14 protein-coding genes are annotated in these 26282 nt (G+C 62.2%); all 14 read left to right on the forward strand.

Annotation, left to right across the window (positions count from 1 at the left end; translation table 11 throughout):
• Positions 1 to 23: 23 nt before the first annotated feature.
• The 14 genes from Thiofri_RS17205 to Thiofri_RS17270 all read left to right on the forward strand — a co-directional run bounded on the left by Thiofri_RS17205 (position 24) and on the right by Thiofri_RS17270 (position 26281).
• Positions 24 to 4220 (forward strand): response regulator, encoded by a 4197-nt coding sequence (locus Thiofri_RS17205; RefSeq protein ID WP_009147652.1) that lies wholly within the window; start codon positions 24 to 26, stop codon positions 4218 to 4220.
• 127 nt (positions 4221 to 4347) lie between these two features.
• Positions 4348 to 8733, forward strand: coding sequence for a response regulator (locus Thiofri_RS17210; RefSeq protein ID WP_051023784.1), 4386 nt, complete (start codon positions 4348 to 4350; stop codon positions 8731 to 8733).
• 59 nt (positions 8734 to 8792) lie between these two features.
• Positions 8793 to 8954, forward strand: a complete 162-nt coding sequence (locus Thiofri_RS17215) for a hypothetical protein (protein ID WP_009147650.1) — start codon at positions 8793 to 8795, stop codon at positions 8952 to 8954.
• Positions 8951 to 12904: a PAS domain-containing protein gene (locus Thiofri_RS17220; RefSeq protein ID WP_323705506.1), complete on the forward strand. Its 3954-nt coding sequence runs from the start codon at positions 8951 to 8953 to the stop codon at positions 12902 to 12904. Before Thiofri_RS17215 ends, Thiofri_RS17220 begins: the two co-directional genes overlap by 4 nt.
• A gap of 59 nt (positions 12905 to 12963) precedes the next feature.
• Positions 12964 to 14070, forward strand: coding sequence for a hybrid sensor histidine kinase/response regulator (locus tag Thiofri_RS17225; protein ID WP_009147647.1), 1107 nt, complete (start codon positions 12964 to 12966; stop codon positions 14068 to 14070).
• 64 nt (positions 14071 to 14134) lie between these two features.
• A complete protein-coding gene (locus tag Thiofri_RS17230; RefSeq protein ID WP_009147646.1) occupies positions 14135 to 14815 on the forward strand; it encodes a TIGR00153 family protein in 681 nt (226 codons plus the stop codon).
• Positions 14816 to 14919: 104 nt separating this feature from the next.
• A complete protein-coding gene (locus Thiofri_RS17235; RefSeq protein WP_009147645.1) occupies positions 14920 to 16185 on the forward strand; it encodes an inorganic phosphate transporter in 1266 nt (421 codons plus the stop codon).
• A 60-nt stretch (positions 16186 to 16245) separates the two neighbouring features.
• Positions 16246 to 16992, forward strand: a complete 747-nt coding sequence (locus Thiofri_RS17240; protein ID WP_009147644.1) for a serine/threonine protein phosphatase — start codon at positions 16246 to 16248, stop codon at positions 16990 to 16992.
• Positions 16979 to 18511 carry a metallophosphoesterase gene (locus tag Thiofri_RS17245; protein WP_009147643.1) on the forward strand — a complete coding sequence of 511 codons (1533 nt, stop codon included), beginning with the start codon at positions 16979 to 16981 and terminating at the stop codon, positions 18509 to 18511. The genes Thiofri_RS17240 and Thiofri_RS17245 overlap by 14 nt, the downstream gene beginning before the upstream one ends.
• Positions 18508 to 19557: a substrate-binding domain-containing protein gene (locus Thiofri_RS17250; RefSeq protein WP_009147642.1), complete on the forward strand. Its 1050-nt coding sequence runs from the start codon at positions 18508 to 18510 to the stop codon at positions 19555 to 19557. The genes Thiofri_RS17245 and Thiofri_RS17250 overlap by 4 nt, the downstream gene beginning before the upstream one ends.
• Before the next feature lie 230 nt (positions 19558 to 19787).
• A complete protein-coding gene (locus Thiofri_RS17255; RefSeq protein WP_009147641.1) occupies positions 19788 to 21146 on the forward strand; it encodes a DUF4424 family protein in 1359 nt (452 codons plus the stop codon).
• Positions 21147 to 21638: 492 nt separating this feature from the next.
• Positions 21639 to 21878 (forward strand): type II toxin-antitoxin system Phd/YefM family antitoxin, encoded by a 240-nt coding sequence (locus Thiofri_RS17260; RefSeq protein ID WP_009147640.1) that lies wholly within the window; start codon positions 21639 to 21641, stop codon positions 21876 to 21878.
• On the forward strand, positions 21875 to 22267 hold the full coding sequence (locus Thiofri_RS17265) for a type II toxin-antitoxin system VapC family toxin (RefSeq protein ID WP_009147639.1): 393 nt from the start codon (positions 21875 to 21877) through the stop codon (positions 22265 to 22267). Before Thiofri_RS17260 ends, Thiofri_RS17265 begins: the two co-directional genes overlap by 4 nt.
• Before the next feature lie 138 nt (positions 22268 to 22405).
• Positions 22406 to 26281 carry a transporter substrate-binding domain-containing protein gene (locus Thiofri_RS17270; protein WP_009147638.1) on the forward strand — a complete coding sequence of 1292 codons (3876 nt, stop codon included), beginning with the start codon at positions 22406 to 22408 and terminating at the stop codon, positions 26279 to 26281.
• Position 26282 lies beyond the last annotated feature (1 nt).

Consider the following 26282-nt stretch of genomic DNA (forward strand, 5'->3'; position numbering starts at 1 on the left):
TTCGAGCCAAGGCTTTCGCTGACATGCACCCTGATCGCCGTCTTAAACAACGCATCACCCGCGCCTTTACCGGCTTTGTTGCGGGCGTGATGATCCTGGCCACTGTTGCCGTCGCGCTGCTCCTTGCCTATCAGGCGTCGGAGAATGTCAAAGAAAACCTGCGCAACTGGGTCGAATTCGATAGCCACCTGCTGGCGCAGCGCCTGGATTACCTGCTCGAAAACACCAGACGCATGGCCGCCAACCCTTTGGTCATTGATGGCATGTCGGATCAGGACGGTCGATCAACTTATTTGCCGCAACTGGTGGACAACCTCGGTGACACCCGCCATCTCCACTCCCTGGCGCTGGTGGATTTTGATGGTCAGGCCATTTTCTCAACGCTGGACTCGCCACCGGTCTATGCCAAGTCGCAGGCGCTGCGCCAGACGCTGGCCTCGGGGAGCGTTTCAGCCGAGATCGAAACGCAGGACGGGCGGATCATCTTCATGGTGCCCATCGACTACTACGACTCCACGCTCGGTGCGCTCATCGTTGAGTTCGATTTGCGTGCCATTGCCCAGGACGTACTGGTGGCCGAAGACAGCTTCGCGCAGCGATTGCTTCATAACGGCAATAAAACGCTGTATCGCCTGGGCTTCCGCCAGGACACCCGTTATCTGATCGAAGCCTACGAGCTGCGCGATGCCGAGCTGCCAGAGGACATGCACTCGCTCGGCCTAGTGCTGGAGCTGGGCACACCAATCGCGGGATACCTGACGAGAGTGCTTGGCGTCTCCTTCTATGTCGCATTATTCGGTGCCTTGATGGTGGGCATTGCCGTGTTTTTTGCGCGCCGTCTGGGGGGCTCTATTGCCCAGCCGATCCTGACGCTCTGCCACCGAGTGGCCGTGGCCGATGGCAGCGCGGAGCGCAAATGCGCGCCGGTCGGGACGCACGACGAACTCGAACTGCTGGCGCAAGCCTTCGATGCGCGCACCGCCGAGTTGGCGGCCATTCAGGCCAACCTCGAAGAGCGTGTGCGTTTGCGCGCCGGACAATTGCAACGTGCGCAGGAAATCGCCCATACCGGGAGCTGGCAATGGGAGATCGAAGACGATGTGCTGGAGTGGTCCGACGAGACCTTCCGCATTTTCGGCTTTGAGCCACAGGCCTTTCAGCCGACCCGGGAGGCCTTTTTCGACATTCTTTACCCCGCTGATCAGGATCTCGTCCGCCAAGCCATCACGCGCACCCGCGAGACCGGTGAGGATTACGACATCCAATATCGCTTTTGCCGACCTGGCAACACGGTTGGTTATGTGCGTGATCACGGCGTACTGGAATGCGATGCGCGAGGCCGACCGCGCCGCATGATCGGAACCTTGCAGAACATCACCGAGCAAGTGCTGGCCGGGCAGAGTCGCGACCTGAGTCGGGCCGTTCTCGAACGCATTGCATCCGGAGTGCAGTTGCGTGACGTGCTCGATAGCGTGGTCGAGCTGGTCGAGGTGCTGGTTCCCGGAAGCCTGGGTTCGATCTTATTGATTGATCGCGAGCACGGTTGCCTGCGCCACGGTGCGGCACCGCATCTGCCCGAGGACTACAACGCCCTGATCGACGGGCTCACCTATGGCGTGGGCGTAGGCTCCTGCGGCACCGTGGCCGCCACGGGCCAGTGCATGCTGGTCGAGGATGTGGCAACTCACCCCTACTGGGCAGCGTTTCGTGACGCCACCGCCGCCGCTGGTCTGCGCGCCTGCTGGTCGATTCCGGTGCGCAACAGCGAGGGCACGCTCCTCGCCACCCTGGCCGTTTATCGCCGGGAACCGGGGCTGCCCGACGAACGCGAGCTGGATCAGATGCGCGTGGCCGCCAATCTGGTCGCCATCGTGCTGATGCGCGAGCAACGCGAAGCCGAGCTCATGCTGGCCAAGGAGCAGGCCGAGACCGCCAACCAGTCCAAGAGCGCCTTTCTGGCCAACATGAGCCATGAGATCCGCACCCCAATGAACGCCATCATGGGGTTTTCGCATCTGTGCATGCAAACCCAGCTGTCGGAGAAGCAATACGGCTATCTGGAGAAGATCCACACCGCCTCGCAAAGCCTGCTGGGGCTCATCAACGATATTCTGGATGTTTCCAAGGTTGAGGCGGGACGGCTGGAGCTTGAGCGCATTCCCTTCGAGCTTGACGAAGTCATCGAGCGGGTGGCCTCGATCATTGCCATCCGCGCCGAGCAGAAAGGGCTTGAATTTCTGATCGACACCGATCTCGAAATCCCGCCGCACCTGATCGGCGATCCCCTGCGCCTCGGCCAGGTGCTGCTCAACCTGCTCAGCAATGCCGTGAAGTTCACCGAGCGCGGCGAAGTCAGTCTGCGCATCGCGCTGCAAGGACGCGAGCACGACACTGCCGAGTTGACCTTTGAGGTGCAGGACAGTGGCATCGGGATGAGCGAGGCGGACGCCGCGCGCCTGTTTCGCCCCTTCACTCAGGCCGACTCCTCAACCACGCGCAAATACGGCGGCAGTGGGCTCGGGCTGGTGATCAGCAAGCGTCTGGTGGAAATGATGGGCGGCGCGTTGCGCTTTCGCAGTCAGCCTGGCGAAGGCTCGGTGTTTTACTTTAGCGCCGAGCTGGGTCTGCCCGACCAGCCGAGCGCCCGCAGCTTCGCCCCGCCGCAGGATCTCCGCGACCTGCGTGTGCTGGTGGTCAATGACCATCGGCGCGTGCTTGAAGTGCTGACAAACTATCTGCAATCCTTCAACTTCCGCGTCACGGCCATTGCCACCGGCGCCGAGGTGACCGAAACCGTGCTCGCCGCCGCGCGCGCCGGCGATCCTTTCGAGCTGCTGGTGGTTGATACCCGCCTGCCCGAGTGGGACGGCCTTGACTGCGCGCGCCGCCTGCGTGCGCATCCAGAACTGGGCGGCACGCTGAAAATTCTGTTGGTCTCCTCTTCTGGTCGCTTGGAGCGGCTGCAACCGCAGCGCGACCTGGTTGATGGTCTGCTGGCCAAACCCTTTCAGGCCAGCGGCTTGTTTAACGCCATCATGGGCATCTTCGACCATCTGGAGCTGATCCCTGGGCAACGGCCCTGGAGTGTCGACGATGGCGCAAGTCGCGCCCAGGTCCAGGGCGCGCGACTGCTGTTGGTCGAAGACAACCCGATCAACCAGCAGGTGGCCTGCGAGCTGCTGGCCGGCGCGGGCATCGGCGTGATGGTGGCCGAGAATGGCCAGCAAGCGCTTGAGATCCTGCGCCGGGAGACCTTCGACGGCGTGCTGATGGACATGCAGATGCCGGTGATGGACGGGGTGACCGCCACCCGCGCGATCCGCGCCCAGACCGCGCTGCAGCGGCTGCCCGTGATCGCGATGACCGCCAATGCCATGGCCAGCGACATTGAGCGCTGTCGTGAGGCCGGTATGAACGATCACATTGCCAAGCCCATTGACCCGGATGTGCTGTTTCAGGTGCTGGCGCAGTGGGTGAAGCCGGGGCTTGCGCCTGCGCAGTCAGGATCTGAGTCCGCGCCGCTGCCCGCGCCACCGCCCCCAGCGATGGTCGCCCCGCCGTCCTTGCCCAGCTTGCCCATGCCCGATCTGCCCGGCGTCGAGGTCGAGTCCGCCGTGCGCCGCCTGGGCGGGAACCTCAACCTCTACTATGAGATTCTGGAGAAATTCCTCGCCAACCAGCACAACGCCGTGGACGCCATACGCGCGGCCCTGGATGCGGTAGACACCGAGCAGGCCCGCCGCCTGGCCCATACCCTGAAAGGCCTCAGCGGCACCCTGGGCGCAGCCGAGCTGGCCGAGCAGGCCGCCGCCCTGGAGCTGGGCCTGCGCGAGCAAAGCGAGCGCGCGCGCATCGAGGCCATGTTGGCGTCGGTGGCGGCGAAACTTGGGGACTTGACCCAGGCCGCCGTCACCGCGCTCGCGTCCCGGCCAGCGCCAGACGCGGCCAGCGCCCCAGCCAGCGCCGCATCTCCGGGGGGCTCAATCGAACGCCTACAGCCGCTGCTGGACAAGGCCTGTGGTGAGTTGGAGGAGTCCGATGCGGCGGTCGATCAGACCATGCAAGAGATTCTGCGCATCGCGGCACTTCCTGCACCTGTCGCCAAGCAACTGGCGGCGGCCGCCAAGGCGATTGCTCAATACGACTACGAGGTCGCGCTCGACATCCTGCGCCAGGTCGCCGTGCTCCTGAATGACCCCAACGGCCTCGACACGCCCTAGCGTCATGAAGATTCACAACGCCTTATCAAATCGTCTTGGATGGTTGAGGTCTGTAAGTTCCTCAACATGGAAAAACAGTCGTCCGTTCGCTTCGCTGCGCTTCCGGCTTAGTTTCTCCATCTGGCTGATGCTCACCGTCTGCACCATCGCCGGCGGCCTGCTGCTGGGCGAGCTGTTCCAACGCCAGGTGGTAGCCAACAAGGGGGCGCTGTTTTTTCATATCGCCGAGAGCCTGGTCAACCAACTGGATCGGGACATGGCCTCCCGGCTGGACGAAATTGGCATCCATGCCGCCGATCAGCGGCTGATCGATCCATCCTTCTCCCCGGAGCAGCGCCGGGCCCTGCTGTCGCGCTGGCGGGCCGGCTCATCGTTCGCCTGGATCGGACTGCTCAACCGCGAGGGTCGGATCGAGGTCGCCTCCGACGGCCGCCTTGAGGGGAGCGATGTTTCCGCGCGCGAGTATTTCAAGGCCGCCATAGGCGGCGAGCCTTATGCCGGTGATGTCCACGAGGCCTGGCTGCTCGCTCGGCATCTGCCGCCACCGCGTCATGACTCCCTGCCGCTGCGTTTCGTCGACCTTGCCCAGCCGATCTACGGGGCCGCCGACGCCCCGACTGACGCCCCGACCGGCGCCCCGATCGGCGTCCTGGTCGCGCATGTTGGCTGGGACTGGGCGGGCGATGCGCGCGACGGCTTGCTCGGGCCCCTGGGCGATGAGCACGGACTAGAGGTAGTCATCTTCAGCAGCGAGGGCAAAGCGCTGCTGGGGTCTGAGGCGCTGCTAAAGGGCACGCGGGAGCCGCCGCTGCCATCGCTCACGCAAGGCGGCGACCCGCGCGGTGACTATCGTCTGATGGCGGACAAGGATGGCCACTCCTACCTGGTCGGAATCGGCGTAAGTCATGGGTTCGACGATTACCCGGGCTTGGGCTGGCGCGTGACGGTGAGTCAGCCCACCAGCATTGCCCTGGCCGAGGGGAGCACCATCAAGCACCGGCTATGGATGATCGGAGCCCTTGGGGCCTTTGCGCTCGGCTGGCTGGTGTGGGCGGCGGTGGGGCGGTTGGTCTCCCCGATTCGCGCAAGCGTGGAGGCAGCCTGCCGCATCAGCTCCGGTGATTTGGCGGTGGCGCTGCCGCGCGTGACGGGTCACTGCGAAGCGGCGGAGCTATGCCGCGCGCTCGACGCCATGGTCGCCACCATCCTCGCCCAGAAAGCAGCGCTTGCCGAGGCCAACGAGGTGCTGGAACGGCGGGTCACCGCACGCACCCAGCAGTTGGCGGCCAGCGAGGGGCGGCTGCAGGCCATTCTGTCTTCGATGAGCGACGGTATCCTGCAAGTCGACAGCGAAGGCCGCATGACCATGGCCAATGCGGCGGTGGAAAAGATGTTCGGCTACCCAGAGGAGGCGCTGCTCGAGCGCAACCTGAGCCTGCTGATTGCCGAGCCCGAGCGTCTCGCCGAGGATAGCCACTTGTGCTGGGATTTCATCAGCCGTGATGACCTGTCTGAGCGTCTTGAAGTGTTCGGGCGGCACGCCAATGGCACCACTGTGCCTTTGGAGATCTCCCGCGCGGAGTTGCTCGACGAGTCCGGGCGCAGCTGCATTTTCACCCTGCGGGACATCGCCGAGCGCTACCGCGATGAACGCCATCTGGCCGAGGGCCACAAGACCCTGGAGAAGATCGCCAGCGGCCAGACGCTGGCCGTGGTGCTGAACCGGATTGTGGAACTGGCGGAACTGTTCATCCCGGACAGCCGCTGCTCGATCATGCTGGTCGATCAGCCGGCGGACACCCTGCGAATGGGGGCCGCTCCCCGCCTGCCAGCGGCCTTGAATGCCTTGCTCGATGGGATCGCCTGCGGCGAGCGCTGCGGCTCTTGCGCAACGGCTGCGGTGAGCGGCGAGGCGGTGGTGGCAGAGGATCTGGCCCGTCACCCGGACTGGGTGGCCTTGCGTCAGGTGACGGCGGCGGCCGGGCTGCGAGCCTGCTGGTCGGTGCCGGCAAAGGACGAAGACGGCGATGTGCTGGCAACCATTGCCATTTACATCAACGAGTCGCGCCCGCCCAGCGACCGTGAACTCGACCGGATCGGCATCCCCGCCCATCTGCTCGCCATCGCTCTGACCCGCCATAACCGCGACAAGGAGCTGATTGTCGCCCGGCACAAGGCGGAGGAGGCGACGCGGGCGAAAAGCGAGTTCCTCGCCAACATGAGCCACGAGATCCGCACGCCGATGAACGCGGTGATCAATCTCAGTCGCCTGGCGCTAAAGACCGACCTCGACGCCCAGCAGCGCGATTACATCGAAAAGGTGCTGCGTTCCGGCGAAAATCTGCTCGGGATCATCAACGACATTCTCGACTTCTCCAGAATCGAGTCGGGCAAGATGGCCTTGGACGCAGTGCCCTTCCGGCTCATCGATCTGATCAGTGACGTCGCCGATGTCATCACCGTCAAAGCCGACGAACGCGAACTGGAAGTCCTGTTCGATATCCCGCCGCTGGAGCGCCTGCTGTTCGGTGATGCGCTGCGCCTGCGCCAGGTGTTGATCAACCTGCTCAACAATGCCGTTAAGTTCACCTTGCAGGGCGAGGTGGTGCTGGGCATCGATGTGGTGGATTGCAGCTCCGACAAGGTTCGGCTCGATGTGTTCGTCTGTGATTCGGGCATCGGCATTAGCCGCAAGCAGCGCCAACGGCTGTTTCGCCCCTTCGAGCAGGCCGACAGCTCGATTACCCGGGGGTTTGGCGGCACCGGTCTGGGCCTGTCGATCTCCCGGCATCTGCTGGGTCTGATGGGAGCGGAGCTTTCCCTGGAGAGCGCCCTTGGGGAGGGCAGTACCTTCAGCTTCACCCTCGACTTTCCGCTCTGCGAGGAGCATGAAGCGGACAAAGAGACACCAGAGCAACGCCCACAAATCGACCGCCGCATCCTGATCGTTGACGACAACCAGGTGGCCTGCCAGGTGCTCCAACACATGCTTGGCCGCTACGGCGCCAAGGCCGCAGCCGCAAGTGACGGCAGGCAGGGGATCGCCGCGCTGCGTGAGGCAGCGCGCGCAGGTTGTCCTTACGACTTGCTGCTGATCGACTATCAGATGCCGGAGCTGGACGGTATCGCGACCTTCAAGCAGGTGCTTCAGGATGCGGAGATCATGCCCAAACCAATGGCCGTGTTGGTCACCGCCTTCAGCTCAGAGGAGGTCGCCATCAAGGCCCGAAAGCTTGGGTTCGCCAACCTGCTGGAGAAGCCGATTAACCCCGCGCGGCTGTTTGAGGTGCTGCTTGATGGCGGCGCGGGTGGGCCGCGAGCGCGTGTTGCCTTCCAGTCCGGTAGGCCCTTGGCGGAGTTGGATGGGATTCGTGGCCAGCGGGTGCTGTTGGCCGAGGATCAAGACATCAATCGCCAGATCGCCACCGAACTGCTGGAGAGCATCGGCCTGCGGGTCACCACCGCCAACGACGGCCGCGAGGCGTTGGAACATCTCACCGCCGAGCCCGACGCCTTCGATCTGGTGCTGATGGACTTGCAGATGCCGGTGATGGATGGCTTCGAGGCGACCCGCCAGATCCGCGCCGATGCCCGCTGGGCCGAGCTGCCGATTGTGGCGATGACCGCTCATGCCATGAGCGCCGAGCGGCAGCGCTGCCTGGCGGCGGGCATGAATGACCATCTCGCCAAGCCAATCGACATCGATGCGCTGCACGCCGCCTTGGTGCGCTGGATCGCCCCGGCTGGGGCATCGATGCCCATTCCAGCATCCGTGGCGGATAAGGTGGCCATGGGGGAAGCAGCGGCCGAGACGCCGATGCCGAGCGCACTTCCTGGCATCGATCTGGCCGCCGGCCTGCGCCGGGTCGTCAATAATCGCGAGCTTCACGGCAAGTTGCTGCGCCACTTCCGCGACGGGCATCGTCGGGATGCCGAGACGATCAGCCGGGCGCTGGCCGAGGGTCGCTGGGCCGATGCGCGCCTCGTCGCCCACTCGGTCAAAGGGGTCGCCGCCAACCTTGGGGCCGAGCGGTTGGGTTCTGCTGCTGCGCGTCTGGAGGCGCGGCTCGCTGCCGGTGATGGTCTGGGCGATGATCTGGGTGAGGATTCTGGTGAGGATTCTGGCCAGGATTCAGATCAGCATCTGAACGAGGCGCTGGCCGTCTTTGCCGGCGCGCTTGAGGAGGTGATCGGCGGTCTCGACGACTTCCTCCCCGATGATCGCCCGGAGCCGAATCGCGCAGAGCCTGAAGCCGAGGCACCCAATCTCGACGCGGTCGCGCCGCTGCTCAGCGCCATCGCCCGGGAGGTCGAGTCCGACCTTGGCGCAGCCAATGACCATCTTGCGCTCTTGCACAAGCTCCTGCGTGCAAGCCAGGTGCGCGACCAGATGGCGCGCCTGGGACGCGCCATGTCGGACTACGACAGTGACGCAGCGCTGGCCATCCTGCGGGAAATCGCCGCCGCCCTAGGTCTGGAGATCAAGTTAGGTCTGGAGATCAAGATGGAATAATGCGCATGGTCACCGCCAACCTCCATTGACGTCACACCTATAACAAATGATGAAGATCGATGCGTGACAAAAATCGCCCGACTGTACTCATTGTCGATGATACCTCCGAGAATCTGGATATTCTGGTGGCAGCACTGACGGGCCGCTATTCCGTGGCCGGTGCCGACCTGCCGACCAACCATGCCTCACTCGTCGCCAGCATAAGTGTAACCAAAACGTGAATTATCTTCAGCAAGAGCTTGACCAACTGGTCAAAACCGACAGCCGGATCTTCGCCTTTATTCGGCAAGGTGCGCTCGATGGTCTGTGGTATTGGGATATCGAGCAGCCCGAAAACGAATGGATGGACGCCCGGTTCTGGGCCACCCTTGGCTATGACCCCGAGCAGATGCCGCATCGCGCCTCGGCTTGGCAGGACATTATTTTCCCCGAGGATCTGGCGCGAGCCACCGAGAACTTCCACAAGCATCTCGCCGATCCCTCCCACCCCTACGATCAGTTGGTGCGCTATCGCCACCGCGATGGCTCGACGGTTTGGGTGCGCTGCCGGGGGCTGGCGATTCGCGACGCCGACGGCAAGCCGACCCGCATGCTCGGTGCGCACAATGATGTGACTGCCGAGCATACTGCTCAGCAGCAGCTCAAAGACCATCTAGCCCAGCTCGAAGAAAAAACCGCCAAGCTTGAGGCGGTGCTCGCGGCCAGCCAGATCGGGGTCTGGAGCATCACGCAGCCCGAGCGAACGATCACCTGGGATCGACATCTGCTCACACCCGAGGAGCGTGGCACGCCTGGGAGCCTGAAATTTCAACAGGCGCTGGACATGATCCACCCCAATGACCGGGAGCGGGCGGAAGCGGCTTACGAAGCACTGCTGGCACATGGCATCGAACTGGACGAGGAGTACCGCGTTGTTCTGCCGAATGGGGATGAACGCGTGCATCGCTCCCGCGGCCGCGCGCGACCGCAAGTTGATGGCCAGAATGTGCGCGCTCTGGGGACGGTGCAGGATGTCACTGATCAGGTCGAAGCCCGTTTGGCGCTTGAGCAAAGCCGGCGATTCTCCGAGCAACTGCTCGCCAACATGGCCGATGGCTTCTCGGTGGTGGACGCGCAGAGCCGGCAGCAGGTCGCCAACAAGGCGCTGTGCAAGATGACCGGGTTCAGCGAAGCAGAACTGCTCGGCCAGTCGGCGCCCTTCCCCTACTGGCCGGAAGAAGCGTTCGAAACCCTGAATGCGGCCTTTGGAACAATGCTCAGCGTTGGGATGGGCGATTTCGAACTGATGTTCAAGCGCAAGACCGGCGAGCGGTTTCCCGTGCATCTTTCAACCGGCTCGCTGTGCGATACCACGGGGCAGGTCACACATTACTTTGCCAATATCACCGACATCAGCGCGCGTCGCGAGGCGGAGCGTCAGCTCAAGCGCGCCCATGCCTTCCTCAATCAGACCAGTCGGGTCGCGCGCGTGGGCGGCTGGGAATATGACCTGGTCAGTGGAAAGATCGAATGGACCGACTCCATCCGCGAAATCCACGAGGTTCCGCTGGACTTCGAGCCCAGTTACGAGAAAGCGATGGCCTTCTACACGCCAGAAACCGGCGTGCAACTCCAGCAGGCGGTCGCGCAGGCCATCGAAGACGGCACGCCCTATGGTCTGGACGTGCAGATGATCACCGCCACCGGCAAGCTTTTGTGGGTGCGCGCCGTCGGCAATGCCGAATTCGACAACGGGCGCTGCAAGCGGCTGTTCGGCACCTTTCAGGACATCGACGAGGCCAAGAAGATTCGCGAAGCGCTCGAACAGGCGCGGGCAGAAGCCGACACGGCCAATCGGTCCAAGTCGGAATTCCTCGCCAACATGAGCCACGAAATCCGCACCCCGCTCAACAGCGTCATTGGCTTCAGCGATCTGCTGCGCCAGTCGTCGGAGCTGAATGAAACTCAGCGCAATTATGTCGGATACGTGAATCAGTCGGCCAAGTCGCTGCTCGATCTGCTAAACGACATTCTGGATTTCTCCAAGATCGAGGCGGGCAAGCTTGAGCTGTCGCCAGAACAGATCGACCTCGATGACCTGACGCGCCAAATCATCGATGTGGTGCGCTACAAAACCAACGAGAAGGGGCTGGAGTTGCTGTTGCACATCGCCTCGGAGGTGCCCCACGTCATCCACGCCGATCCCATCCGGCTGCGTCAGGTGCTGATCAACCTGATCAGCAACGCCATCAAGTTTACCGAGGCCGGCCACATCCGCATCGACATCAGCGCAGAGCAAACGGACACGCCTGGCATCAGCGAACTGGGCTTTGCCGTCAGCGATACCGGGTGCGGGATTGCACTCGATCAGCAGGAACGCATTTTTGACGCCTTCACCCAGGAGGACGCCTCGACCACACGCAAGTTTGGCGGCACCGGACTGGGCTTGTCGATTTCCAACCGCCTGCTGAACTTGATGGGCAGCCGGCTTGAGCTCGACAGCGAGCCGGGTCAGGGCAGCACCTTCTCGTTTCGCGTGCGCCTGCCGAGCGAAGGCGGCCGGGCGCTGGATCGGCTGGCCGACAAGGCCGTGCTCGACTCCATACATCATGTGCTAGTGATCGACGATAATCTGAATAACGGCAAGATTATCCAAGACATGCTCGATCTCGTCGGCGTGCGCTGTACCACGGTGGACAACGGGCCGGCCGCGCTGACCTTCTTGCAGCAGCAGGCTGTCGACATCGCCATTGTCGACTACCAGATGCCTGTTATGGACGGCCTGGAGGTGATCCGCAGGATTCGCCAGCAGCTCAATCTCGGTGCCGAGTCGCTGCGCATCATGTTGTTGCACAGCCTGGTTGAAGATGTCCAACTGCGCGCGCAAGCAGCCCCGCTTGGCATCCATAAAATGGCCAACAAGCCAATCGACAGCCGCCAGCTCTACAATGCGCTGGTGGCGTTAAAGCTTGGCGGTGCGCTGGCTGAAGCAGAGGCAGGGCGCGGGAATGGGGCCGCGCCCGCGCAGGCTGGGGAGGATGCGATTGCGGCAAGCGCCGTCGCCACGCCCCAGACTGATCTGCGAATTCTGCTGGTGGACGATCATCCGCTCAACCTCATACTGGCACGACACCTGGTCGCCGAGATGCTTCCCGGAGCGCACATCGAGGAATTCAGTGGCGGTGAAGATGCCGTGCGTTACTGTACTGAAAACACGCCGGACTTGGTCTTGATGGACGTACAAATGCCGGGGATGAACGGCTATGACGCAACCAGCCAGATCCGCGCGCGCGAAAGCGGCAGGCGCGTGCCCATCATCGCCCTGACCGCCGGCACTCTGAAAGGCGAGAAGGAACGCTGCCTGCAAGCGGGCATGGATGATTACCTCGTCAAGCCAATCGACATCGATGCGCTGCACGCCGCCTTGGTGCGCTGGATCGCCCCGGCTGCGGCATTGATGCCTATTCCAGCATCCGTGGCGGATGAGGTGGTCAACGGGGACGCAGCGCCCGAGACGCCGTTGCCGAGCGCTCTTCCTGGCATCGATCTGGCCGCCGGCCTGCGCCGGGTCGCCAATAATCGGGCGCTTCACGGCAAGTTGCTGCGCCACTTCCGCGACGGGCATCGCCGGGATGCCGAGACGATCAGCCGGGCGCTGGCCGAGGGCCGCTGGGCCGATGCGCGCCTCGTCGCCCACTCAGTCAAAGGGGTCGCCGCCAACCTTGGGGCCGAGCGCTTGGGCTCTGCCGCCGCACGTCTGGAGGCGCGGCTCGCCGCCGGTGATGGTCTGGGCGATGATCTGGGTGAGGATTCTGGCCAGGATTCGGATCAGCATCTGGGCGAGGCGCTGGCCGTCTTTGCCGGCGCGCTTGAGGAGGTGATCGGCGGTCTCGACGAATTCCTCCCCGATGATCGCCAGGAGCCGGATCGCGCAGAACCGCAACCTGAAGCCGAGGCACCCAATCTCGACGCGGTCGCGCCGCTGCTCAGCGCCATCGCCCGGGAGGTCGAGTCCGACCTTGGCGCGGCCAATGAGCATCTTGCGCTCTTGCACAAGCTCCTGCGTGCAAGCCAGGTGCGCGACCAGATGGCGCGCCTGGGACGTGCTATGTCGGACTATGACAGTGACGCAGCGCTGGCCATCCTGCGGGAAATCGCCGCCGCCCTCGGTCTGGAGATCAAGATGGACTAAAGCGCATGGTCACCGCCAACCTCCATTGACGTCACACCTATAACAGAGGATGAAGATCGATGCGTGACAATCATCGCCCAACTGTACTCATTGTTGATGATACCCCCGAGAATCTGGATATTCTGGTGGCAGCACTGTCGGGCCGCTATTCCGTAGCTGCCGCCCGTGACGGTGAGCGGGCCCTAAAGGTGGCACGACGGCAGCCGCCGCCGGCGATCATCCTGCTCGACATTATGATGCCCGGGATCGACGGCTATGAGGTCTGTCGACAGTTGAAGGCGGACGCCGCCACCCGCGACATCCCGGTGCTCTTCCTCACCGCCCTGGCCGACGTGGACAGCGAAACCAAGGGGCTTGAGCTTGGCGCCGTGGACTACATCCATAAGCCGATCTCGGTCCCCTTGGTGCAAGTGCGGGTCGCCACCCATTTGGCCCTGGCGCAGGCCCGCCACCAACTTGCACTGCAAGTGGAGGAGCTGGTCGCGGCCGCGCGCTTGCGCGATGACGTCGACCGCATCCTCAGGCACGACCTCAAGGGGCCACTGAACCCGGTGATTGGCTTTGCCGACCTATTGCGCGATGAGCCGGAACTCAATAAAGAGCAGCGCGAATGCATGGATCTCATTCATGGCGCCGGCCTGAAGATGCTCGACATGATCAATCGCTCGCTGGATCTGTATAAGATGGAGCAAGGCAGCTATGAGTTAATCCCGCAACCCGTGGAGCTACTGCCGTTGTTGCAACGTGTGGCCCGCGATCTCGATTTCCAGGTACAGCAAAAGCACCTCAGCATCGCCTCAGAAGGTGAGGCCGGGCACCTCTTGGGCGATGAAATGCTCTGCTACTCGCTCTTTTGCAACCTGATCAAGAACGCCATCGAAGCCTCGCCAGAACAAGGCCAGATCACCGTCACCGTCGCCGACGCAGCCCCTGGATGGGTGGTGGCAAGCATCCACAACCAGGGCGCCGTCCCGGCATCAATCCGCGAACACTTCTTCGACAAGTACGTCACCGCCGGCAAGTCCAGCGGCACCGGACTCGGCACCTATTCAGCACGGCTGATGGCATCGACCCAGCATGGCGACATCGCCATGGAGAGCAGTGAGGATGTGGGCACGACCCTAACCGTTCGGCTTCCGGCTGCGACGGCGAACTACGACACATGAGGGAAATCAACCGCCTGCGCGATTGTCTGCCAAAATGTTCTTATTCGGGAGAAAATCCTTGTCCATGCAAGCCATTCCACCACTCTCGGCGCTCTTTGCGCGATCTCCGTTCAAGCCCATGCGACAGCACATGGCTGTGGTCCATGACTGCGTGGGCCTCGTCCCTGGGCTGTTCGATGCCTTGATCGACGGCGATGCGGCGGCGCTGCTGGCCGCGCGCGAAGCAATTGACGCCAAGGAGAGTGAGGCGGATGCCATCAAGAACGATGTGCGCTTGCATTTGCCCAAGAGCCTGTTTCTGCCAGTGGATCGACGCGATCTGCTGGCCATCCTGGAGGTGCAGGATAGGATCGCCGATGTGTCCCAGGATATCGCCGGGCTTTTGACCCAGCGTGAGCTGAAGGTCTTGGAGAGCATGCGCGAGGGTCTGCGAGAACTGGTCCAGCGCTGTGTTGAGGCCTGTGGTCAGGCGCGGGCTATTATCGATGAGCTTGACGAGCTGATCGAGACCGGCTTTCGTGGACCGGAGGCGGCGCGGGTGGAGGCGATGATTGCGCAGTTGAATCAAACCGAAACCGAGACCGACGCACTTGTGACCCGCCTGTTACAGACACTTTTTCAGCATGAGCAAACCATGGACCCGGTATCGGTGATGCTCTGGTACCAATTGATCCAATGGATCGGTAATCTGGCGGATAATGCCGAGAAGGTGGGGGAGCGCCTGCTGCTGCTGATCGCACGCTGATGTCGTCTCTAACTGCAATCGCCGGCTGCTTTGCTAGCTGGTCGCTGGCTGGCTCATCTGGCCGCCGCGTCTGTCTCCGCATGTGACTGGGTTCTAAAACAACCATGGAAATCATCGCCACCCACGGCACCCTCTTTCTCGTTCTTGCCATTGTCTTTGGGCTCTACATGACCTGGGGGATTGGCGCCAACGATGTCGCCAATGCCATGGGCACCTCGGTCGGCTCCGGGGCCATCAGCATCCGGCAGGCAATTCTCATCGCCGCGATTTTTGAGTTTGCCGGAGCTCTGATCGCGGGTGGCAATGTGACCGCGACCATCCGCAAGGGCATTATCGATCCCGGACCCATCGCCCAGACGCCCGAGTTGCTGGTCTACGGCATGCTCGCGGCGCTGCTTGCCGCCGCCATCTGGCTGATGATCGCGACCAGCCGTGGCTGGCCGGTGTCGACCAGCCATACAATTGTCGGCGCCATTGTTGGCTTTGGCGTGGCAGGTATTGGTGTCGATGCGGTGCAGTGGGCGGCCATTGGGCAGATTGCCATCAGTTGGATTCTCTCTCCACTGCTGGGCGGACTCATCGCCTGGCTGCTGATGCTGAGCATTCGCGAGCTGATCTTTACCAGCGACAATCCCTTCTTGAGTGCCAAGCGCTGGGGGCCGTTTTACCTGTTTCTGGTCGGCTGGATCGTCAGCCTGGTCTCCCTGTTTAAGGGACTCAAGCATCTCGATCTGCATCTGACCAACCTCCAAAGCCTGATGGTCGCCACGGTGATCGGTCTGCTGGTCGCCATCGCCGGCAAGCTGATGATCGATCGGGTGCAACCCAACGTCTCGGCTGATCGTGACTTCCATTTCGCCAGTGTCGAGCGTGTCTTTGCACCCATGATGCTCTTTACCGCTTGTGCGATGGCCTTTGCCCATGGCTCCAACGACGTGGCCAATGGTATCGGGCCGATGGCGGCCGTGGTCTCGATTGTGCAAAGTGGCGGTCAAGTCGGGCAAGAATCGGCGCTGCCGCTGTGGATTCTGGGGCTTGGTGGGATTGGCATTGTGGTCGGCCTGGCAACCATGGGCTATCGGGTGATGCAGACCATCGGCGTGCGCATTACCGAGCTGACCCCGACGCGCGGCTACTGTGCCACCCTGGCGGCGGCGGCCACCGTGGTGCTGGCCTCAAAAACCGGGCTGCCGGTGTCGACCACCCATATCGCGGTCGGTGCCGTAATGGGGGTCGGACTGGCCCGCGGCATCGGCGCGCTGGACATGCGGGTGATTGGCAATATTTTCGTGTCCTGGCTGGTGACCCTGCCGGCCGGTGCCCTGCTGGCGGCGATCTTCTTCTTCATCTTTAAGGCGATTTTCGGTTGAAGCCAGGCCGCAGTCCAATCGCTTGCGCTCAGGCCCGCTTGATCCGGGAGGGGCTTACCCTTGCCCGCTAGCCCGCAGCCGGCCCATGAGCATAAGTCCGGGTGTCGCGTCACATCGCTGCCGGGCCTGCTGCTCGAGCCGGTGACCGAGGTGCGCGTGGTCCGCGAGGTGCCGCTCGCCCAAGCGGTTCGCTTCAGCCAGATTATCGTGACCGGTCCCCCGGGTGCGGGCAAATCCACGCTAGTGCGTCAGCTCGGCGGCTGGCCGGAGGAAGGTTTTGTCGACCTGACCCGGCGCGGCTGGTGGCGGGCGGAAACCCTGGCCATGCGGCCCCGGGAAGTGCATCTGGGCCTGCCCTTCGTGGGCCATCAAGGTGCCATTGCGCTGTTCGACGAGGCCTGGCAGCGTGACTGGAAGACCCTGGTGCTCGATCCGTCGCGGGTGCAGCTGCCGCGCCCCAAGCGCCATTTGTTTTCCGTCGACTGGCTGGGGCGCTTCGTCTTTGAGTTCCTGCTGCCGCCGCCCGAGCGCATCTACGCCGATCGCTGCGTGCGGGCCCGGGAAGGGACGCATCCGGTGGATGAACGCATCGACCTTGAGCAGATCCGCACCCAGGTCGCCCTCTACTGCGCCGTCCTGGCGCTGTTTCACAGACACGGCATGCAGGTCTATGTGCGACAGCGGCTTCTTGGTCGACCGCTGCGGTTGTGCGGCCAGTCAGGCGATCAAGCAGGCGACCAGTCAGGTGGCCAATCAGGCGATCAGGCTGGCGCCCAATCAATCAGGAGCGAAGATGCTCGCGCCTGAAGCCAGCAATAAATTTCTACGCTTCTTCTATGAGCTGATTCAGGACATGGAAGACAGCGATGAACAGGCGCTTGAGGCCGTCCTGCCCCTCGGTGAGAAGAAGATCCGCGTGCCCGAGCCCAAAGTGCCGCTGCAAATCCACCTCGGCGGCGAGGATGGCTGCACCCTGGAGCTCAGTCCGGAAATCGTCGTCACCGCCGATGGGCAGTTTGTCCATAACGGGCAGTATCTGCTGTTCGACCCGGCGCGGTTCTTCTCCTCCGTCAGCGGGTTTTTGCGCTTGCGGCGTGGCGCCTCGCTCACCCTGGGGCGCAAGAACGCGGCTCAGCAGCAACTGCTCGACTACCCCGATGGCGTGGCCGACAAGCACCTGCGGCTGAAGCTGAACGAAAAAGGGCTGTCGTTCAAGAACCGCGCGCCGAGCCGGGGCGTGAGCATTGCGCCGCTGACTGATCGTCAGTCCATCGAGCGCATGGCGCGATGGCGCCAAGACAAGCTCAGGGCGCTCGCCGATCTGCTGCAGGCGCCCATTGAGGAGCCCCCGCGCGCGGCGGCGCTCGACTTGCTCGAGCAGGTGATTGCGATCATGCGCTGCGAGCCCCATCGACTGGCCGGCCGCGACGACCGCCCCGGCAGTGTCTTGCGCCTGCCAAGCCAGGCGATTCCGATCATCGTCGGCGACCTGCATGCCTGCATCGACAACCTGCTGGTGGTGCTGACCCAAAACGACTTTCTCGACGCGCTCACGCAGGGCCGCGCGGTGCTGATCCTGCTCGGCGACGCCGCACATCCCGACGAGCCAGGTCGGGAAGCCGAGATGGAGACCTCCATGTGGCTGATGGATTTGATCTTTCGCCTCAAGGTGCAGTTTCCGGATCGGGTGTTCTATCTGCGCGGCAATCACGACAGCTTTGCCGAGGATATTGCCAAGGGCGGCGTCCCGCAGGGGCTGGTGTGGGAGCAGGCGCTGCACGACCAGCGCGGCAAGCGCTACCGCGATGCAATGCACCGCCTTTACAATCGGCTACCCTACATCGCCTACTCGGCGGATTACATCTGCTGCCATGCCGGCGCGCCGACCATGAAATATTCGCGCGCGGACCTGATTAATGCCCGCCGCAAGCCGAAGCTCCAGCTACAGCTCACCCGGCTGCGTCCGCGCCATTCCAATAAGCCCGACGGTTATGGCGCCAGCGATGTGCGCCGGCTACGCAAACATCTCGACGTGGCCGCGCAGACGCCCTTCATCGTCGGCCATACGCCGCGCTCGGCCGACGAGGCGGTGTGGAGCGACGCCGGTGGCATCAAGCAGCATTTCGTGCTGTTTGGCGCGAATCCGAACAAAGTCGGCGTGCTCACCCGCTCAGGCGCAGAGATGCTGCCACTGACCTATCCCGTCGAGCCGCTGATGGCGGTGTATAACCGGTTGGTGCGCACCGGCCGCTTTGAAGCTGCGATGGGCGATTCCGATGACAATTACTTGCCAGAGACCGCGCCTGACCATCAGGAGGAACCATGAGACCCACCCGCCTACCCATGCTGCTGGCGCTGTTCGCCATAACGGCGCTGCCCGGCGCATTCTGCCAGGCGCGCGATTACCCTTGGGCGGTTGGCTCTTCGACCGTGTTCCCGTTCGCGACAGTCGTGGCCGAACAGGTGGGGCAGGATCAAGACTTCAAAACGCCGCGAATCGAAGCCTGGGGCAGCGGCGGCGGGGCCAAGTTCTTTTGTCACGGCCTCGGTGCCGATGAGGTCGATGTCGCGCTCATGTCTCGCGAGATGACGCCTGAGGAGCTGTCCTGGTGCCAGACGCACGGTGTCGGCGAGTTGCTACAGCTACGCTTTGGCAGCGACGGGATCACCTTGGTCACGCCCAGGGATCTGTCGCTCGAGCTGAGCCGAGAAGACCTCTATCTGGCCCTGGCGCGCGAGGTGCCGGACCCAGCCGATACCGATACCGATGCCGATACCGGGACCTTGATCGAAAACCCCTATCAGCGCTGGAATCAGATCAACCCCGCCTTGCCCGAGGCGCCAATCCAGGTCTACGGCCCGCCACCCACCTCCGGCACTTACGATCTGCTGATCAAGCTCGCGCTCGAGCCGGGTTGCCGCCGCGTCCCCCAGCTCAGCGCGCTCGAGTCCAGTGACCCCGCGCGTTTCCGCACCGCCTGCGGCGCCATCCGCGAAGACGGTCAGTATGTCGCATCGGGCGAGAACGACAATCTGATCGTGCGCAAAGTGGCCGGTTCAAACGGGGCGGTCGGGATTCTTGGCTTCAGTTACTACGACCAGAACCGCGACCAGCTCAACGCCGCCACCATCGACGGCATCGCCCCGGACTTAGACAGCATCTACACCGGCCACTACCCGCTGTCCCGCCCACTGTTCATCTACGTCAAATCCGAGCAACTCGCGGGAATACCAGGACTACGCCGCTTTCTCGAAGAGCTGCTCAGCCCGGCAGCAGCAGGAGAGGAAGGCTACCTGGTCGACCATGGCCTGGTCCCACTACCAGAGCAGGAGCGGGCCGACAACGCCCAGCGCATCCGCGCAATGAAGTGAGCTGCCTTACACGATCCCTTCGTCATTGCCAAAACGTGACACGCCATCATCAAAAGCTCTGAAAATGCAATTCAAGCGGCACATTGCAGCAAATTGACAAAGTCTCTTCCCGATGTCACCGGAGGAAGTGGCTTGTGATCTGCTTTGTACAGCGCGATAATTTCTTCAACGAGTTGGCATAATGTTTCAAACCTTTGCTGTTCATCATGACGACACGACTCCAAGCTGAAATGACGATTGCCCACCAAGCACGAACGAGCAGACGCTCCTGGCTGGCGGGTTTCATCGCCATAACCATCCTGGGCGCAGCACAAGCCAACGACGGCTTTGCCGAGAAGGGCGCCGGCGGACTCGTGTTCGTGGAGGCCCCGGACGGCTTGCACATCGCGCGCGAGGATCTGACCATCGCCAGCGACCGGATCAAGGTGGTTTATCGATTCGAGAACCGCAGCGGCCATCCGGTCGAGGCGCTGGTCGCCTTTCCTCTGCCCGACATCGCCCCCGGTGATCCGCACGAGGCCGCCGGCACGACGCCGTCGGAGCTCGCCGCTCTGTCGTTCCGCACCGAGGTTGATGGCCAGCCGGTGACCTATCAGAGCGAGCGCCGCGCCTTCGCCTGCCGGGGTGGTGGCTGGATCGACACCGGTGCCGCCGAGCAGCGCTGCTGCGCCGATTACGACTGGGACACCCAGAGCTGCACCCCTGCTCGGGGCACGCCCGAGATCACTGACACACTGGCACGTCTTGGGCTGCTCGACCTCCTTGAGGCCGAGCCTGTCCAGGCGCGCTTGAATAGCCTGTCGCCGTCCGCGCGCCAGGAATTGCTGGACCTGGGCGCGGTGCGCCAGTTCGGCGATGAGCTGCATGCAAACTGGGTCCAGCGCATCCGCCACTATCGCCGCCAGACCTTTCCGGCCGACCGCCCGTTGGAGGTCGTCCACCGTTACGAGCCCGTACCCGGCGGATCGGTCTGGGGACCGAGCGACATCGGCGGCTGGGGCACCGTCTGGGCGGTACGCTATGTTCTGACCACAGCCAACACCTGGACCGGCGCCATCGAGCGCTTCTCCCTGACCATCGAGCCGAGCACGGCCGCGCAGCGCGAGGTCATCGTGGTCGCTGGCCTGAATGACCTGCACCGCGATGCCGATGGTCGTCTGAGGACGGAAATCACAAATTTCGCACCAAACCGCGACATCGTCGTGACCTGGTTCCCCACCGCCACGCCGGAAGCGCGCCATGCCGGTGCCGACGCCTACCTGATGTATGCCTATGGTGCCTGGCCCGGCATGACCGAGCCCTACTGGATTTCACCAAACGCCTGGGACCTGCCGCCAGGGCGCTTTCCGGGTGCCTCCGTGCGACGCATCGACCCCCAAGAGCTGGAAAACATCGCCACCGAAGATCTGGCGGAGATGCGCAACGAAATCTATGCCCGTCACGGCCATGTCTTTCGCTCCGCGCGCTGGCAGAAGCACTTTCAGGCCGCCGATTGGTATCAGCCCAGCCCTAAACAGACGGTCACTCTGACCCCACTGGAGCAGGCCAACGTCGCCGTCATCCAGGCGGCCGAGCGTTCGCGGCAATAGGCCGCGCGCTTTGGTGTGTGGTCTGGCGTAAAGACCGGTAATGGCCTCAATTTGCCTGGAGAAGGGCGACTACCCGACAAACTCAATGGGCCTTATCGCGATCGCTCCCGACCCTTTGCTGCTGTCGCCCCGCCACCGATAGAAAACCACTTCTGTCGCTACCGAGTCACTGGCAGCTGCGGCAACTATCGGGCAGCTATCCCGGGAAGCGGACAGCATTGCGACCCAGATGGTGACAACGTCCATCCCGTAATGATCCCACAGTCGGTATTGGTAGACGAACTCCGTTCACCGAAGCCGCTTTCGGGGTCGCCCTGGACTTCGATGTGGATCAATACCCCGATTGTCGCGGCCGTCTCGGGCGTTAGTCGTTCTCGATGAGCGAACCATGACAGCTAAAAAGGTATTCTGAATTGTCTTTGGGGTCTGCATTGACGGGGTGGGACCGCCGACCTAGACTAAGTTCATCGAGTTTAGTTTGATGGCAAGGCCATGCACACTGTTAATATACACGAAGCAAAAACTCATCTGTCCCAACTTGTTGAGAAAGCGGCCGGCGGCGATCCCTTCGTCATTGCCAAGGCGGGACGCCCGATGGTCAAGGTAGTGCCCCTCGGCGAGCCTGTTGTTCCGCGGCGTGTTGGCTTCATGGCGGGGCAGATCAGTGTTCCCGATGATTTCAACCGCATGGGTGAGGATGCCATCCTGGCCCTATTCGCAGAGCAGCCGTGAGGCTGTTACTTGATACCCAGATTCTTCTCTGGACCGCAGGCGACTCGGCGCGACTCCCGAACCAGACGCGCACTGTCCTTGAGGCGCCGGAGAATCTGTTGTATTTCAGCGCGGTCAATCTTTGGGAAGTGGTGATCAAGCTCGGGCTTGGCCGCAAGGATTTTCAGGTCGATGCGCACGCACTCCGTCGCGGTCTGCTCGACAATGGCTACCGCGAACTACCCATCAATAGTCGCCATACGCTCATGGTTCAAAATTTGCCCAGAATTCACAAAGACCCATTCGACCGCATTTTAATTGCGCAAGCCATGGTTGAAGGGCTGACGCTGATGACCACAGATGACTTCATCGTGCAGTATCCCGTTGCAACCCACCAGGTATCAGCCTGACCGAGATATCTGGCCGATGCATTAATTACAGACTTCCAGGTTCGGATTCTTTTGATGGTGGAGCGTTATGAACAGCGCAAGGCGGGATATCTGGCCGCTGCTCAGGTTGCCTGATCTCAGGCTTTGTGTGTAGCAGTCATGATCAAACCAGATCGATGCAAGAACATTGTTTGGGCGCTCTGTCTTGCTGTTCTGTCCAGCATGGCCTGGACATGCATCGCCGAAGAGACGCGCCAGCCCACTGTCGAGTTGAGTGCCGAGGAACGCGCCTGGCTGGCGGCCAACCCGGATATCCTGATTGGCACCGCGCGAACCTGGACGCCTTACGTCCAGACGACCAGCAGTGGCGAGGCCGTCGGCATCGAGCCTGACATCCTGGCACGTATCAAGGTGCTGACCGGCGCCAATATCCGTCTTGTCTTGGGCGAGTGGTCGGAGATGGTGCGGCAAGCCGAGCAGGGCGAGCTGTACGGGCTGGCGTTATCGGCCAAGCATCCCGAGCGGGCGGAGACCTTTCTGTTCAGCAAGAGTCCTTATCGCCTCTCGCGCTATGTCTACGCACGCGACGGCGCCTCCGTGACGCGCATGGAGGATCTGTCCGGTCAACGCGTCGGCTACCTGGACGGTAATCTGGCCGAGCTCAAGACGCTTCAACGCTGGCCGGAGATCGTGCCGGTGTCCTTTTCCTCCAATCAGGCGATTGCCACGGCATTGCTCAAGGGCGAAGTGGACGCGGCCATCTCGAGCATCAGTCTGCTGCTGACCATTCGCGAGGATCTGTTTCCTGATCTCGAGATTGCCTTCAGTATCCCCGGTAGCGAAGTGGATCTGCGCTATTCCATTCGCAAGGAATATCCCTTACTGCTCAGCATCATCGACAAAGCACTGGAGGCGATTGGTCCGCGCGAGATTGACGCGATCCTCGATAAATGGGGTGGCTTGCCGCCGACGCTCGTGTCAACCCTCAAGCTCAGCGACGAGGGCCGCCTTCAGCTGTCAGCGCGGGAGCGCGACTACCTTGATACCACGCTCTTTCGGCGCGCCACGGCCCGGGGTTGGCCACCATTGAGCTTCATCGGCAACGATGGCCGGGTGGTGGGTATGAGCGAGGATTATTGGGCACTGGTGAAACATAAGCTGCGATTAAAAGAAGACACCTTGGCGCCGGTGGATTTTGCCGAGGTGTTGCAATCCATGCGGCAGGGGGAGGTGGACATCTTTGCCAGCACGACCCGCGTCAGCCCGCGCGAGGCCTACGCGCTGTTCACCGACAGTTACGAAGGCTATCCCATCGCCATTGCCATGCGTCGCGACAGCGGTTTCATCACCGATGCCGCAACGCTGCAAGGCCAGGTTGTGGCGGTGGGCAAGAATTACAGCGCCTACCACTTGCTCAAGGCCCGCTACCCCGGAATCGAGTTTCTGCCGGTACGCGATACCCGCGCCGCGATTGCCGCAGTCGCTGCTGGCGAGGCCTTCGCAGCGGTGGATATTTTGCCCGTCCTGCAATATCAAATCGCCGCGCGCAACGACCCCGAGGTGCTGCTGTCCGGGGTCACCGACCTGATGTTCAAGCTGCAAATCATGGTGAGTCAGGAGCACGCGCGCCTGGTGCCTCTGCTGAACCTCGCGATTGCCGCCATTACCCCGGAGGAACGCATCGAGATCAGTAAGAAATGGATGTGGCGCGATGTGGTCACAGCCCGGGAAATCGACTACGGCTTGCTGTGGCGGGTGACCGGCATTGGGTTGCTGGTCATTTTGGCGATCCTGTATTGGAACCATCAGCTCGCCCGTCAAATCAGGCAACGCAAACACGCCGAGGGGCAATTACAGGAAACCGGGGAGCGCCTGCGCTCGATCTTGGCTTCGATGGAGGATCTGGTCTTCGTGCTCGATACCGAGCAGCGCTTTATCGATGCCTACTATCAAGATGAACGGCGACTCTTGATGCCTCCCGAGCAATTTCTTGGCAAGCCGTGTTCCGAGGTGCTGCCGCCAGCGATCTACGCGAAACTGGATGACGCCATCAAGGCGATTCGCGGTCAGCGCGCGCAACAATTCGAATATTTCATGCCGTTGCCTGAAGGTGATGGGCGCTGGTTCAATGCCAGCGTTTCAGCGCGTTATGACGACAGGGGGCGTTTCATCGGCAGCACTATCGTCACGCGCGACTTCACCGACCGGAAACAGGCCGAGATCGCCTTGCGTCGGAGCCACGCCAAGTATCAGCGTCTGGTCGATGACATCGGCGGTCAGTTTATCGTCTATGCCCATGACGAACATGGCATCCTCACCAATGTGAGCAAAAACGTCGAACGGGTCTTCGGTCTGACTCAGGCCGAATGCATCGGGCAAAGTTTCGCGGATGTCGTCGATTGGCTGCCGGAATCCCTTGAGCTCGCCTGGGCGAATCTTGCCTACGTACTGCAGAGCGGCGAGGCACTGCCGCCCTGGGAGATCGAGTTCCATCGACCGGATGGTCAAATCGGCACAATCTTGGTCATTTCCAAACCGGCCAAGGATGAGGCGGGCAAGGTGACTTCGATCGAAGGTCTTGTCGAGGACATCACCGAGCGTAAGCTGGCCGCTGAAGATCTGCGCCTCGCCAAGGAGGCTGCGGAAAGCGCCAATCAGGCCAAGAGCGCATTTCTCGCCAACATGAGCCATGAATTGCGCACCCCGCTGAATGCCGTTCTCGGGTATGCGCAGATCCTCCAGCGCGATGCGACGCTCACTGAGATGCAGCAGCAAGGCATCGACATTATTAATCGTAGCGGCGATCATCTGCTGACGTTGATCAATGATGTCCTGGATCTAGCGAAAATCGAGGCCGGCTACCTGGAATGCTTGCCGACTCCCTGTCGGTTACAAGATGTGTTGAGGGAATTATGCGAGCCCTTCCAGTTACGCGCCAACGAAAAGGGGCTCGCCTTCCGCTATCGGGCAGGCGTCTTGCCCAAGATTGTGGAGTTGGATGCCAAGCGCCTGCGGCAGATATGCATGAATCTGCTCGGTAATGCGGTGAAATTCACTGAACGGGGGGAGGTCAGCCTGGAGGCCAATTATCAGGCGGGCGCTTTGATTCTTCAGGTGACCGATACCGGCATTGGCATTCCCGCAGCCATGCGCGAGGCAGTGTTTGAGCCTTTCATCCAGGCTGGCGAGGCGCATCAAAAACAGCAGGGCACCGGCCTGGGCCTCGCCATCAGCCGCTCGCTTGTCAGCAATATGGGCGGGCACATTGAATTGGACAGCCAAGAAGGACGCGGCAGTTGCGTAACCCTCTCCATTCCAGCACCCGTGCTAGAGTCAGAGCTTCCGCCGCCGGTCTTGACGTCCGATGCAGTCCAGATCAATGGCTATCGGCGCACCGATGATCGGCACGAGCCGTTGCGCATCCTGGTGGTGGATGACGAACCGACCAATCGCCTGTTGCTTGAACACCAATTAGTGTCCTTGGGCTTTGGCGTCACGGCGGCGGCCGACGGCGAGCAGGCGGTAGCGATGACCGCTGAGTCGGATTTCGATCTGATTCTCATGGACATGATGATGCCGAATCTGGACGGTCTGGCGGCCACGCGCATCATCCTCTCTCGACTCGGCGAACAGAATCAATGCATTATCGCCCTCACCGCACGGGCCTTTGAGGAAGACCGTCGCGAATGTTTGGCGGGCGGCTGCCGTGACTTTCTATCCAAACCCGTGGACAATAATCTGCTGTTTCAGGTGCTTCAGAGGCATCTGCCGCTGGTGTGGATGAGAACCGAGCCGAACGCGTCGATCTCTGCGACCGACACGCCGCCAGTCCCTGCGGCCGGCCCGCTCCCGGTCGCCTGGCTCTCGACCTTGGAGCAGACCCTCATTCGCGCCAAACCGGATCGGGCCATCGATCTCTTGGCGGAACTGCCCGAGCAGAACGCAGCGCTGAGCGAGGATCTGCGGCATTGGATCGAAAACTATGACTATCAGCGCGTTCTGGACTGGATCGCTGCCCAGAAGCAAGAGGCATAAG

The organism is Thiorhodovibrio frisius (assembly GCF_033954835.1).
Classification (GTDB): domain Bacteria; phylum Pseudomonadota; class Gammaproteobacteria; order Chromatiales; family Chromatiaceae; genus Thiorhodovibrio; species Thiorhodovibrio frisius.